The sequence below is a fragment of the Aurantimonas sp. Leaf443 genome (assembly GCF_001425575.1).
Taxonomy (GTDB): Bacteria; Pseudomonadota; Alphaproteobacteria; order Rhizobiales; family Rhizobiaceae; genus Leaf443.
The window spans coordinates 225,160-237,523 of the sequence record NZ_LMRD01000001.1 but is presented as its reverse complement, the minus strand read 5'-3'; the positions used below and the strand labels follow the sequence as shown (position 1 = coordinate 237,523).

The window sequence follows — 12,364 nt, the reverse complement described above, 5'->3', positions numbered from 1 at the left end:
GCGCCGCGCGGGGACCTGTCGCCGAGCCCGCGCCGGGCTGCTATGACCCGCCCTTCCAGAGCCCGTCCGCGACGGGCCCAACGCGCGCCGCCTCGACGAGGCCGGCGCCGCACGGAGACCGACCATGTCCGACGCCCTCGACACGAGCGACCTTCCGGCCGACGATTCGGATATCCGCCGCCTCACCTTCGAGGAGGCGCTGGCGGCGCTCGAGCGCATCGTCTCGGACCTCGAGCGCGGCGATGTGCCGCTCGACCGCTCCATCCGCATCTACGAGCGCGGCGAGAAGCTGAAGAACCACTGCGACCGGCTGCTCTCGGCCGCCGAGGACAAGGTGGAGAAGATCAAGCTGAACCGGGCCGGCAAGGTGTCCGGCACCGAGCCGCTCGATCCGGCCTGAGACGCCTCCCGCTGCGCCACGCCGCCTTGAAGCTTGAAGCTTGGAACCGATTTAAGGCAAAGGGAGAAATCGGCTCGCCTCGCGGCGGGCCGGTCGATGACGCGGACGCTCGAGTCCTGCGCCGCCACTGCGAAAAGTCCGGGAAGGTCTGAGCTCTTTGAACGAACCGTCGAAAACGCCGCTGCTCGACCAGATCTCGACGCCCGCCGATCTTCGGCAGTTCAAGGAAAGCGATCTGACGCAGATCGCCGCCGAGCTTCGCACCGACCTCGTGGATGCCGTCTCGCGCACGGGCGGGCATCTGGGCGCCGGCCTCGGCGTGGTGGAACTCACCGTCGCGCTCCACTACGTGTTCGACACGCCGGCCGACCGCCTGATCTGGGACGTCGGCCACCAGGCCTATCCGCACAAGATCCTGACCGGGCGCCGCAAGGCCATGCGCACCGTGCGCCAGGAGAACGGGCTTTCGGGCTTCGCCAAGCGCACCGAGAGCGAATACGACCCGTTCGGCGCCGGCCATTCCTCCACCTCGATCTCCGCCGGGCTCGGCATGGCCGTGGCGCGCGACCTCTCGGGCGCGAAGAACAACGTCATCGCGGTGATCGGCGACGGCGCGATGAGCGCCGGCATGGCCTACGAGGCGATGAACAATGCCGGCGCGCTCGACGCGCGCCTCGTCGTCATCCTCAACGACAACGATATGTCGATCGCCCCGCCGACGGGGGCGATGAGCGCCTATCTGGCGCGCCTCGTCTCGGGCAAGACCTATCGGGGCCTGCGCGACCGCGCCAAGCAGCTGACCCAGCACCTGCCCGGCTTCATGCGCGAGGGCGCCCGCAAGACCGAGGAATATGCCCGCGGCTTCCTCTCCGGCGGCACGATGTTCGAGGAGCTCGGCTTCTACTATGTCGGCCCGATCGACGGGCACGATCTCGACCATCTGGTGCCGGTCCTGAAGAACGTGCGCGACGCCAAGATGGGGCCGATCCTCGTCCATGTCGTCACCAAGAAGGGCAAGGGCTACGGCCCGGCCGAAAGCTCGGCCGACAAGTATCACGGCGTCTCCACCTTCGACGTCGTCACCGGCGCGCAGGCCAAGGCCAAGGCGAACGCGCCGAGCTACACGAGCATCTTCGCCAAGAGCCTGATTCAGGAGGCCGAGGCCGACGATCGCATCGTCGCCGTCAACGCCGCCATGCCCAACGGCACCGGGCTCGACCTCTTCGGCGAGATCTTCCCGACGCGCAGCTTCGACGTCGGCATCGCCGAGCAGCATGCCGTCACCTTCTGCGCGGGGCTCGCCTCGGAGGGCTACAAGCCCTTCTGCGCCATCTACTCGACCTTCCTGCAGCGCGCCTACGACCAGATCGTCCACGACGTGGCGATCCAGCACCTGCCGGTGCGCTTCGCCATCGACCGCGCCGGCTTCGTGGGCGCGGACGGGCCGACCCATGCCGGCTCCTTCGATACCGGCTTCCTCGTGCCGCTGCCGGGCATGGTGGTGATGGCCGCCGCCGACGAGGCGGAACTGCGCCACATGGTGCGCACGGCCGCCGCCTACGACGAGGGCCCGATCTCCTTCCGCTACCCGCGCGGCAACGGCACGGGCGTCGATCTGCCCGAGCGCGGGCAGGTGCTGGAGATCGGCCGCGGCCGCATCCTGCGCGAGGGCACCAAGGTCGCCCTCCTCTCCTTCGGCACGCGCCTCGCCGACGCGATGGCCGCCGCCGAGGAACTGGAGACCTTCGGCCTCTCCACGACGGTCGCCGACGCACGCTTCGCCAAGCCGCTCGACACCGATCTCGTCGCGCGGCTCGCCCGCGAGCACGAGGTGCTGGTGACGATCGAGGAAGGGGCGGTCGGCGGCTTCGGCAGCCAGGTGCTGCAGTTCCTGGCGACGCAGGGCCTCACCGACCACGGGCTGAAGGTGCGCCCCATCGTCATGCCCGACCGTTTCGTCGAGCATGCCGCGCCCGACAAGATGATCGCGACCTCCGGCCTCGACCGGACCGGCATCCTCGACACGGTGTTCAGGGCGCTCGGCACGGAGGCCGGACGCCTGCGCAAGGCCTGAGGATCCTCCGCCGTCCGGCGGGCGGGCCGACCGCCCGCGCGGTGTTTACGGCCCGAAACGCCCGGGACAGGCCTCGAATCGGCGATCCGGGCCGCTTTGGCGGTTGCGCCTCGCGCGGCCCGGCGTCACAAGGTCGGCGATGACCAGATCCGATATCGATGCCCCGCGCCTGCGCCTCGACGCGCTCGTTCTCGAACGCGGCCTCGCCGAGAGCCGCTCGCGCGCCCGCGACGCCATCCTGCGCGGCCATGTGACGGTGGACGGGCAGACCGTCTCCAAGCCCTCCGCCAACGTGCGCGAGGATGCCGAGATTTCCGTCAGCGACCCGGCCGCGGCCTATGTCTCGCGCGCCGCTCTGAAGCTCGTCGCCGGGCTCGACCATTTCGGCATCGACCCGGCGGGCCGCTCGGCCATCGACGTCGGCGCCTCCACCGGCGGCTTCACGCAGGTTCTCCTGAAGCGCGGCGCCGCGCATGTCCTGGCGGTCGATGTCGGCCACGACCAGATGCATCCCGCGATCTCCGGCGATCCGCGCGTCACCTGCCGCGAGGGGCTGAACGCGCGCGCCCTGGAGGAGGACGACCTCGGCGGGCACGAGATCGACCTCGTCGTGTGCGACGTCAGCTTCATCTCCATCCGCCTCGCCCTGCCGCCGGTGCTGGAGCTCGCGCTGCCCGGCGCGCGGGCGCTCATCCTCGTCAAGCCGCAATTCGAGGCGGGGCGCGACTTCGTCGGCAAGAACGGCCTCCTGAAGGACCCCGAAAGCGCCGAACAGGTGGCCCGGGACGTCGCCGACTGGTTCGCCACGCAGCCGGGCTGGCGGGTGGACGGGCTCGTCCCCTCGCCGATCGCGGGCGGCGACGGCAATGCCGAGTTCCTGATGGGCGGCACCAAGGCATGAGCGAGATCGTCACCATCGAGCGCCTCGCCACCAAGGGCGACGGGGTCGCGGCGGGCTCCGGCCTGTTCGTGCCCTTCACGCTGCCGGGCGAGCGCGTCTCGGTGGAGCGCGAGGCGCGGCGCGCGCGGCTCCTTTCGGTGATCGAGGCCTCGCCCGAGCGCGTGGAGCCGCCCTGCCCGCATTTCGGGGCCTGCGGCGGCTGCGATCTGCAGCACGCCTCGGACGATCTCTACCGCGCCTTCAAGCGCGGCCTCGTCGCCGACGCTTTGGCGCGCGAAGGCGTGTCCGCAGAGGTCGCGCCGCTCGTGCCCTGCGCGCCTGCCTCGCGCCGGCGCGTGACGCTGACAGCGGTGCGCGCCGGCGGGCGGGTGCTTCTGGGCTACAATGCCGCGCTCACCAACACGGTCGTCGCCATCGAGACCTGTCCGATCTCGCTGCCCGCCATCGTCGCCGCCCTGCCGGCGCTGCGCCGGATCGCCGCCCTTCTCGTCGACCGCAAGCGGCCGCTGCGCCTCACCGTCACGCACACCGCCTCCGGGCTCGACGTGTCCGCCGAAGACGCGCGCAAGCTCGACGACAAGGTGCGTCAGGATGCGATCTCGCAGACGCTCGCGGACGGACTCGCGCGGCTTTCGGTGGCCGGCGAGATCCTCGTCGAGCAGCGCCCGGTGCTCGTGTCCGTCGGCCCGCATCTCGTTCCCCTGCCGCCCGGCGCCTTCGTGCAGGCGGTGGCGGCGACGGAGGCTGCGATGGCCGACCTCGTGACGGCCCATCTCTCCGGCGCCCGGCGCGTCGCCGATCTCTTCGCGGGCTTCGGCGCCTTCGGCCTGCGGCTGGCCCACCACGCCGCCGTGCACGCCGTTGAAGGCGAGGCCAAGCCGCTGGAGGCGCTGACGGCGACCGTGCGCCAGACGCCGGGCCTGAAGCCGGTGACGACCGAGAAGCGCGACCTCTTCCGCCGGCCGGTGACGGCCAAGGAGCTGAACCGCTTCGACGCGCTGGTCTTCGATCCGCCGCGGGCGGGCGCGGAGGCGCAGGCGCGCGAGATCGCCGCCTCCAACCTCTCTCGCGTCGCCGCCGTCTCCTGCAATCCGGTGACGCTGGCCCGCGATCTGTCCATCCTGACGCAGGCGGGTTTCGCGGTGACGTCGGCGACGCCCTTCGACCAGTTCCTCTGGTCGCACCATGTGGAAGCGGTGGCGCTTCTCGAGCGGCGGGGCTGACGGGATCGGTGACGGCGTTCCTCGTCCAGTACGGCTACGGGTTCCTCGCCCTCGTCGTCCTCCTGGAATCGACCGGCCTGCCGCTGCCGGGCGAGAGCCTCGTCGTCGCCGCGGGCATGCTGTCGGGCGACGGCACGCTGAACATCTGGCTCGTGCTCGCCGCCGCCTTTCTCGGCTCGGTCGCCGGGGACAATCTCGGCTATCTCGTCGGCCGGCGCTACGGGCGGCGCATGGTGGTGAAGTGGGGCTCGAAGGTCGGGCTCGGGCCGGAGAAGCTCGCCATCGTCGAGGCGCGGTTCCGGACCTACGGCCTCGCCATCGTGCTCGTGGCCCGCTTCGTCATCATCCTGCGCCAGCTGAACGGGTTCGTGGCGGGCATGATGCACATGCCCTGGCCGCGATTCCTCGCCTATAACTGCATCAGCGCCGCGCTCTGGTCGGCCGCCTACGGGCTCGGCGCCTTCCTCTTCGGCAAGGCGCTCAGCCATTTCCTGGAGGAGCAGTCGACGCTCGCCATCGTCGGCGTCGCGCTCGGCATCTGCCTCGTGGGCAGCGTCGGCACCTACAAGGTCCTCTTCGCCCGGGACAAGGCGCCCGCGCAGGCCGACGGGGACGCGCCGACCTGCGAACGCCCGGCCCGCGAGGACGCCGCGCGCTGAACCGTCAGCGCGCGAGGAAGGCCTTGAACGCGGCCTGCGCCTCGGGCGAGCGCAGCCGGCGCGCGAAATGGGTCAGTTCCTCCTCGATCCGCGCCGTGATCTCCTCGCGCGGGCCGCGGACGAGGCCGCGGGCGATGGCGAGCGCCTCGGGCGCGCGCTGGCTAAGCTTTCGCGCCGCCGCCATGGCCGCCTCGGTCACGCCCCCGTCGACCACGCGGTGCACGAGACCGGCCTCGCGCGCCTCCTCGGCCGTGAAGGCCTCGCCGAGGACCAGAAGCGCGAAGGCGCGCTGGTGGCCCATGATGCGCGGCGCGATGAGGCTGGAAGCGGCCTCCGGCACGAGGCCGAGATCGAGGAAGGGCGTGCGGAACTGCGAGGCCGGCGAGGCATAGGCGAGGTCGCAATGGAGGAGCAGCGTCGTGCCGATGCCGATGGCGAGCCCGTCCACCGCCGCGATCAGCGGCTTCTCGGCGCCCGCCAGCGCATGCAGGAAGAGCGGCACCTCCGCCGGCAGGTCGCCGCCGGCCGCGATGGCGGCGAAGTCGCCGATGTCGTTGCCCGAGGAGAAGGCGCCGGGAACGCCGGTGAAGACCACGGCGCGGATGGCGGCGTCGGCATCGGCGCGCTGCAGCGCCTGCGTCATCGCCGCGTACATCTCGCGCGTCAGCGCGTTCTTCTTCTGCGGCCGCTCCATGGCGATGGTGAGGATGCCGGCCTCGGCCTCGACGCGCACATGCTCGCTCATCGCGCCGCCCCCTCGCGCAGGAAGGGCGCGGCGGCGGCAAGGCTCGACGCGCCGGAAACGACGCGGCGCTTCAGGGCGCCCGTCTCGGCCAGGAGATCCTCGGCCATGAAGCGGGCGAGCGTCACGCGCTGCTCCGCCTCGCCGGCGAGCGCCCCCTTGGCGAGATAGACCGCGCCGGCCGCCAGCCCGAAGAGCCTCAGGTAGGGCGTCGCGCCGCCGAGCGCGGTTCCCGTGTCCTTGCGCGACAGGGCGTCCTGGAGGAAGGCGGTCGCCTCGCGCAGATCGGCAAGCGCGCGCGCGAGCTCGCCCGCCGTCTCGCCGAAGGCCGGGCGGTTGGAGCCGCGCACCGCCTCCACGGTCTCGTCGAGCTCGGCGAAATAGGCGGCGACGGCCGCCCCGCCCGACTGGCCGATCTTGCGCGTGACGAGGTCGATCGCCTGGATGCCGTTGGTGCCCTCGTAGATCGGCAGGATGCGCGCGTCGCGCAGGTAGCGGGCGGCGCCCGTCTCCTCCACATAGCCCATGCCGCCATGGACCTGGATGCCGAGCGAGGCCACCTCGACGCCGACATCGGTGGCGAAGGCCTTGGCGACGGGCGTCAGGAGGTTGGCGCGCTCTCGCGCCGCCTGGGCTCCCTCGCCCTGCCGCGCCCGGTCGGTGGCGTAGGCGCAGGCATAGGTGATGGCGCGGGCCGCCCCGGTGAGGGCCTGCATGGTGAGGAGCATGCGCGAGACGTCGGGATGCTCGACGATCGGGCTCATCGCGGCGGAGGGCTCGGGGGACGGCGCCAGCAGCGTCGAGCGGCCCTGGCGGCGCTCCTGCGCATAGGCATGGGCCTTCTGCAGCGCCGCTTCCGCGACGCCGACGCCCTGCATGCCGACGAGAAGTCGGGCATTGTTCATCATCGTGAACATGCAGGCCAGACCCCGGTTCTCCTCGCCGATCAGCCAGCCGATGGCGCCCGGCTCGGCCGCCTCGCCCTTGCCGTCGCCGTAGATCATCGTGCAGGTGGGCGAGCCGTGGATGCCGAGCTTGTGCTCGACCGAATGGCAGGTCACGTCGTTGCGCGCGCCGTTCGACCCGTCCTCGTTCGGCAGGAACTTCGGCACGAGGAAGAGCGAGATGCCCTTCACGCCCGCCGGCGCGTCCGGCAGGCGCGCCAGAACGAGATGCACGATATTGTCGGTGAAGTCGTGCTCGCCATAGGTGATGTAGATCTTGGTGCCGAAGATCCGGTAGGTGCCGTCGCCGGCGCGCTCGGCGCGGGTGCGAAGAGCCGAGAGGTCCGAGCCCGCCTGCGGCTCGGTGAGGTTCATCGTGCCCATCCAGCGGCCCGAGACGAGATTTTCGAGGTAGCGCGCCTTCAGCTCCTCGGAGCCATGCGCCTCCAGCGCCTCGACCGCGCCCACCGTCAGCGTCGGACCGATGGCGAAGCCCATGGAGGCCGAGTTCCAGATCTCGAAGACGGCCGCCGACAGCGCCGTCGGCAGGCCTTGCCCGCCGTAGTCCGCGGGGCCGGTCAGCGCGTTCCAGCCGCCGTCGGCCCAGCTGCGATAGAGGTCGCGCCAGCCCGGCGGCGTGGTGACGACGCCGTCGGCGACGCGCGCGGGATGGCTGTCGCCGGCGCCGGCGAGCGGCACGATCTCCTCGGCCGAGAAGCGGGCCGCCTCCTCCAGGATCGCGTCCAGGAGATCGCCGGTCAGCTCGCCGAGCGCGCCGCTCTGCAGGGCCGGTCCGAGCCCGGCGACGTGGCGCAGCGTATGGGCGATTTCCGACACCGGGGCTCGATACATGCTATCCGTCCTCCTGAAGATTCGCCGGCGCCTGACACGCTCTTACGGCCCTTCTCAACCTAGGCGGCTCTTACGTTTACGTCAAACGGAGAAGCCGGAACGAACGGTCCTTCGAGCCGTTTGCCAGTGCAGTTCGAAGGGCAGGGAGCAGAGCATGCGGATGGTGAGGTTCGGCGAGCGCAACAGCGAAAAGCCAGGCCTGGTCGACACGGACGGCCGCATCCGGGACCTCTCCTCCCACCTTCCCGCCCTCGAGGGCGCCCATCTCGACCCCGAGGCGCTCGGTGCCCTGCGCGCCGTCGATCCCGCCACCCTGCCGCTCGCGCCGGAGGGGGCGCGCCTGTGCATGCCGGTCGGGCGGATCGGCAAGATCGTGGGCGTCGGCCCGAACTTTTCCGACAGCGCGCGCCTTGCCGGCTTCAAGGTCAATCCCGAACCCACGATCTTCAGCAAGGCGACGACGGCCGCGAGCGGTCCGTCCGATCCGATCGAGATCCCGCGCCTCGCCACCCGCGTCGACTGGGGCGTAGAACTGGCGGTCGTCATCGGCCGCACGGCGAAATACGTCTCGCTCGAACAGGCGATGGACCATGTCGCCGGTTTCTGCCTCTCCAACGACGTGACCGAGCGCAGCTTCCAGCTGCAGCGCGGCGGGCAGTGGTTCAAGGGCAAGAGCCACGACACGTTCGCCCCGCTCGGGCCCTGGCTGGTGACGCCGGACGACCTGCCGAACTACGACCGGCTCGACCTGTGGCTCGAGGTCAACGGCGTGCGCCAGCAGAGCGGCAACACGAGCGAGATGATCTTCAAGATCCCCTATCTCATCTCCTACATCTCGCGCTTCGCACGGCTGGAGCCCGGCGACGTCGTCATGACCGGCACCGTCCCGGGCGTCGGCCTCTCCTACGACCCGCCGCGCTTCCTCAAGCCCGGCGACCGGGTGACGCTCGGCGCGGACGGGCTCGGGACGCAGGACTGCACCTGCGTGGGCCTGTAGGGACGGCGTCGCAACAGTCAGATCCGGCTTCCGGGGCCGACGCGTTGCGCGCCATCGCCGGGTGGCCCTTCCCTCGAAGGAGAGAAGAATGAGACCCGGAGACGGCAACCTCGCGCCAAAGAGAAACTGCCGTCAGGGCCGGGACAGAGCGGCCCAGCCGGCGTCGGGGTGGAATCGGGTTCCGAGGCGGGATTCGAGGCGCGTCATGGCGGCGGTGACGGTCTCGATGCCGCGGGCCCTCGCATAGGCGAGCGGGCCGCCGCGGAAGGGGGCGAAGCCCGTGCCGAAGATCATGGCGCCGTCGGCGATCTCCTCGCTCTCCACCACGCCCTCGCGCAGGCAGGCGACGACGGCGTCGAGCATCGGCAGGATCAGGCGGTCGGTGAGGTCGGCGTCGCCGGGCGCGCCGTCCGGCAGGGCGTCGAGCTTGCGCTTCGCGGGCTTGCCGTCCCCGTCATAGTCGTAGAGACCCTTGCCGGCCTTGGCGCCGAGCCGGCCGGCGGCGACCATCTCGGTCAGCCAGGCGGGGCTTTCCGGGTACTTGTCGGCGCCGAGCGCGCGACGCAGCGAGGCGCCGACCTCGACGGCGATGTCGAGGCCGACCCGGTCGGCGAGTTCCACCGGGCCCATCGGCATGCCGAAGGCTTCGGCCGCCGCGTCGATGCGCTCCTTCGGGATGCCCTCCCCCACCATGATGAGCGCCTCGGCCATGTAGGGCGTCAGCGCACGGTTCACGAGGAAGCCCGGCGCCGATTTCACGGGCGCCGGCAGACGGCCGATCTCGACGGCGAACGCCGTGGCGCGGCGCAGCGTCTCGTCGGACGCGCGCGCGTGGCGCACGATCTCGACGAGCTGCATGCGCGAGACGGGGTTGAAGAAATGCAGGCCGACGAAGCGCGCGGGATCGGCGAGCCCTTCGGCGAGGGTCTCCAGCGGCAGGGCGGAGGTGTTGGTGGCGAGGATCGCCCCGGCCTTCAGGCGCGGCTCGATCTCGGCATAGAGCCGGCGCTTCAGCTCCAGCCGCTCGGGCGCCGCCTCGATGACGAGGTCGGCGGCCGCGATGCCGAGACCGCCGGGATCGGGCACGAGACGGTCGAGCGCGTCGCGGACCTTGAGCGGGTCCTTCAGCGTGGCGCGCAGCATCCTGGTCGCCGCCTTCATCGCCCGGCCGATCGAGGGCAGCGCGACGTCGCTGACCGTGACGCGCAGGCCCTCCCGCGCGCACCAGGCGGCGATGTCGCCGCCCATGGCGCCCGCCCCGACGACATGCACATGCGAGATGCCGGAGGCGCCCTTTCGCAGGCCGCGCATCGCCTCGCGCAGGAAGAAGACCCGCACGAGGTTCTGCGCCGTCTCGCCGGCGACGAGGGCGGAGAAGCTCTCCAGTTCGGCGGCCTGCATGGCGCGTGCATCGCCGCCATGGACCTCCCAGAGATCGATCAGACGGTAGGGCGCGGGATAATGCGCCTCGCTCGCCCGTGCCGCCACGCTCTTTCGCATCTGCGCCGCGGCGAGGCGGCGCGCCGGACGGAGGCGGAGCGCGGCGCCCTTCAGGCCGCCTTCGCGCGGGCGGAACTCGCCATGCAGCGCCGCCTCGACGGCAGCGGCCACGTGCCGCTCCTCGACGACGGCGTCGACGAGGCCGACGGCCTTGGCCTTGCGCGCCGGCATGGCCTTGCCGGTCAGCATCATCGTCATCGCTTCCAGGGGATCGGCGACGGCCGTCGAGCGATAGGTGCCGCCGAGGCCCGGATGCAGACCGAGCATCACTTCGGGAAAGCCGAGGCTGGCGCCCGACACCGCGATACGGTGGCGGCAGGCGAGCGCCAGTTCCAGTCCCGCGCCGAGGCAATGGCCGTGAACGACGGCGACGGTATGGGCGGAGAGCCCGGCCAGACGGTCGAGGACGCCGTGCGCGGCCCCGAGCATTCCGGCGATCTCCTCCTTGGAGGCGCCGGTGAACTGGGCGATGTCGGCGCCGGCGGCAAAACCCGCGGGCTTGGCCGAGCGGATGACGAGGGCGACCGGGCGCTGCGCCTCCACCCAGTCGAGATGGGTCGCCAGTTCCTCGATGACCGAGCGGTCGATCGTGTTGACCGACTTTCCCGGCCGGTCGAGCACCAGCCAGACGACATGGTCCGCGGTCCTGGCGCGGCGCCAGTTGCCGGAGGGCTCTGCCTCGCGCGCGGGCCCCAGTTCCAACGTCCGGTCCGAAAGGGCGCCGAGCAGGCTCATGGGACGATCCTCGATGCTGTTCGATGCGGGCGAAGCGCTCATGCCGCTTCCAGGAGCATGGCGCCGCCCAGTCCGCCGCCGACGCATTGCGTGGCGATGCCGCGCCGGGCCCCGCGGCGCTTCAGCGCGTTGGCCAGATGCAGCGTGATGCGCGCGCCGCTGGTGCCCACGGGATGGCCGAGCGAGATGGCGCCGCCGTCGACATTGAGCCGCGCGCGGTCGATCCGCCCGCCGCGGCCCTCGAGGCCGAGGACGCGGTCGGCGAGGTCGCGGTCCGCCAGCGCCTCGACGCAGGACAGGACCTGCGCGGCGAAGGCCTCGTTCAGCTCCCACAGGTCGATGTCGGCAACGCTCATGTCGTGACGGTTGAGAAGGGGCGCGGCGGAGACGACAGGGCCGAGCCCCATGATGGAGGGATCGAGCCCGCCCCATTGCGAATCGAGAATGCGCGCCAGCGGCGTCAGCCCGTGCTTCTCCACCGCCTCCTCGGAGGCGAGGAGGACGAGGCTCGCGCCGTCGGTGATCTGCGAGGAGTTGCCGGCCGTCACCTTGCCGTAGGGCCGCTCGAAGACGGGCCGCAGCTTGCCGAGCGACTGGGCCGTCGAGCCCGGCCGCACGCCGTCGTCGCGCTCGAAGACGGCGCCCTCGCGCGAGAAGGCCGGCAGCATCTCGCCCTCGAGCCACCCTTCGTTGGTCGCGTGGTCGAGCCGCGCGTGGCTTTCGGCGGCATAGGCGTCGGCGTCGTGGCGGGTGATGCCGAAGAAATGGGCGAGGATCTCCGCCGTCTGGCCCATGCCGAGATCGGTGATCGGGTCGGTGAGGCCGCGTTCGAGGCCCACGACCGGCTTCAGCGAGGCGGGTTTCAGGCTGGCGAAGGCCTTGGCGCGGGCGCCGAGCGTGCGCGCGCCGTTCAGCCGGGCGAACCAGTCGACCGCGCCGCGCTGCAGGATGAGCGGCGAATGCGACAGGGCCTCGGTGCCGCCGGCCAGCGCGATCTCGGCCTTGCCGTTCTCGATCGTGCGGAAGGCGCAATCGATCGCCTGCATGCCCGAGCCGCAATTGATCTGCACCGTGTAGGCCGGCACCGTGTCGGGCAGGCCGAGGCGCAGGCCGGCGACGCGCGCCGGGTTCATCTCCTCGGCCACCACGTTGACGCAGCCGAGGACGAGGAGGTCGATCGCCTGCGGCCCGAAGGCCTGGCGCATCAGGAGCGGGCGGCCGCACTGGACGGCGAGGTCCACCGGCGAGAAGGGCCCGGGCTTGCCGCGCGCCTTCAGGAACGGCGTGCGGGCACCGTCGACGAGATAGACCGGACGGCTCATCGGCCCCTCCCCCTC

General features: G+C 71.5%; 10 protein-coding genes. 6 read left to right on the top strand and 4 right to left on the bottom strand.

Translation table 11 applies throughout. The annotated features are described in order from the left end of the window. The first annotated feature begins 124 nt into the window (after positions 1-124). The 5 genes from ASG48_RS00970 to ASG48_RS00950 all read left to right on the top strand — a co-directional run bounded on the left by ASG48_RS00970 (position 125) and on the right by ASG48_RS00950 (position 5,257). The gene (locus ASG48_RS00970; RefSeq protein ID WP_055843953.1) at positions 125-400 is read left to right on the top strand and encodes an exodeoxyribonuclease VII small subunit; all 276 of its coding nucleotides are present in this window, start codon (positions 125-127) and stop codon (positions 398-400) included. A gap of 157 nt (positions 401-557) precedes the next feature. After that, on the top strand, positions 558-2,474 hold the full coding sequence (gene dxs / locus ASG48_RS00965; RefSeq protein ID WP_055843950.1) for a 1-deoxy-D-xylulose-5-phosphate synthase: 1,917 nt from the start codon (positions 558-560) through the stop codon (positions 2,472-2,474). Between the two features lie 139 nt (positions 2,475-2,613). Then, on the top strand, positions 2,614-3,375 hold the full coding sequence (locus ASG48_RS00960) for a TlyA family RNA methyltransferase (protein WP_055843949.1): 762 nt from the start codon (positions 2,614-2,616) through the stop codon (positions 3,373-3,375). Then, positions 3,372-4,598 carry a class I SAM-dependent RNA methyltransferase gene (locus ASG48_RS00955; RefSeq protein WP_055843946.1) on the top strand — a complete coding sequence of 409 codons (1,227 nt, stop codon included), beginning with the start codon at positions 3,372-3,374 and terminating at the stop codon, positions 4,596-4,598. Before ASG48_RS00960 ends, ASG48_RS00955 begins: the two co-directional genes overlap by 4 nt. An 8-nt stretch (positions 4,599-4,606) precedes the next feature. Then, positions 4,607-5,257, top strand: a complete 651-nt coding sequence (locus ASG48_RS00950) for a DedA family protein (RefSeq protein WP_055843944.1) — start codon at positions 4,607-4,609, stop codon at positions 5,255-5,257. A 4-nt stretch (positions 5,258-5,261) separates the two neighbouring features. Here the strand turns inward: ASG48_RS00950 and ASG48_RS00945 are convergent, their stop codons facing one another. Together ASG48_RS00945 and ASG48_RS00940 are read right to left on the bottom strand one after the other, a co-directional pair. Continuing rightward, positions 5,262-6,002 carry a crotonase/enoyl-CoA hydratase family protein gene (locus ASG48_RS00945; RefSeq protein ID WP_055843943.1) on the bottom strand — a complete coding sequence of 247 codons (741 nt, stop codon included), beginning with the start codon at positions 6,000-6,002 and terminating at the stop codon, positions 5,262-5,264. Beyond that, positions 5,999-7,795 (bottom strand): acyl-CoA dehydrogenase, encoded by a 1,797-nt coding sequence (locus tag ASG48_RS00940; protein WP_055843941.1) that lies wholly within the window; start codon positions 7,793-7,795, stop codon positions 5,999-6,001. The genes ASG48_RS00945 and ASG48_RS00940 overlap by 4 nt, the downstream gene beginning before the upstream one ends. Positions 7,796-7,949: 154 nt before the next feature. On the opposite strand from ASG48_RS00940, the gene ASG48_RS00935 reads away from it, so the two are divergent. Then, positions 7,950-8,792, top strand: a complete 843-nt coding sequence (locus ASG48_RS00935) for a fumarylacetoacetate hydrolase family protein (RefSeq protein WP_055843938.1) — start codon at positions 7,950-7,952, stop codon at positions 8,790-8,792. A 132-nt stretch (positions 8,793-8,924) separates the two neighbouring features. On the opposite strand, the gene ASG48_RS00930 is transcribed toward ASG48_RS00935, so the two are convergent. After that, positions 8,925-11,027 (bottom strand): 3-hydroxyacyl-CoA dehydrogenase NAD-binding domain-containing protein, encoded by a 2,103-nt coding sequence (locus tag ASG48_RS00930; protein WP_055843933.1) that lies wholly within the window; start codon positions 11,025-11,027, stop codon positions 8,925-8,927. A gap of 38 nt (positions 11,028-11,065) precedes the next feature. Then, positions 11,066-12,349, bottom strand: coding sequence for an acetyl-CoA C-acetyltransferase (locus ASG48_RS00925; protein WP_055843931.1), 1,284 nt, complete (start codon positions 12,347-12,349; stop codon positions 11,066-11,068). Positions 12,350-12,364: the final 15 nt, after the last annotated feature.